Origin of the sequence: Neisseria sp. P0014.S002 (assembly GCF_051958295.1) — a bacterium.
Taxonomy (GTDB): domain Bacteria; phylum Pseudomonadota; class Gammaproteobacteria; order Burkholderiales; family Neisseriaceae; genus Neisseria; species Neisseria flavescens_B.
In genome coordinates this window covers 1-296 of the sequence record NZ_JBQCVO010000055.1, presented here as the reverse complement: position 1 = coordinate 296, position 296 = coordinate 1, and the positions used below count along the sequence as shown (strand labels likewise).

At 49.0% G+C, this 296-nt stretch carries 1 protein-coding gene; it reads left to right on the top strand.

Features of this window, described 5'->3' with window-relative positions:
- Positions 1–296 (top strand): RHS domain-containing protein (locus ACTHSX_RS10580; RefSeq protein ID WP_440377624.1); only part of this gene is annotated, 296 nt, incomplete at both ends.

Sequence of the window (296 nt, the reverse complement as noted above, 5' to 3'; positions counted from 1 at the left end):
CCTATATCTACACCGATCCCGACAGCTACGAACCTTTGGCACAGGTGCACAACCGGACCAACGAAGAAGGCGAAAGCAAACAGGAAACCCACTACTTCCACTGCGACCAAATCGGCATTCCAAGAGAGATGACCGATAAGGATGGCAATCTGGTTTGGTTCGGGGATTATTACGGTTGGGGCAAACTGAAGAGTGAAACCAACATATCCGGAACTGCTCACCAACCCTTCCGATTGCAAAACCAGTATTGCGACCGTGAAACTGGGCTGCATTACAATTTCTTCAGGTATTACGAG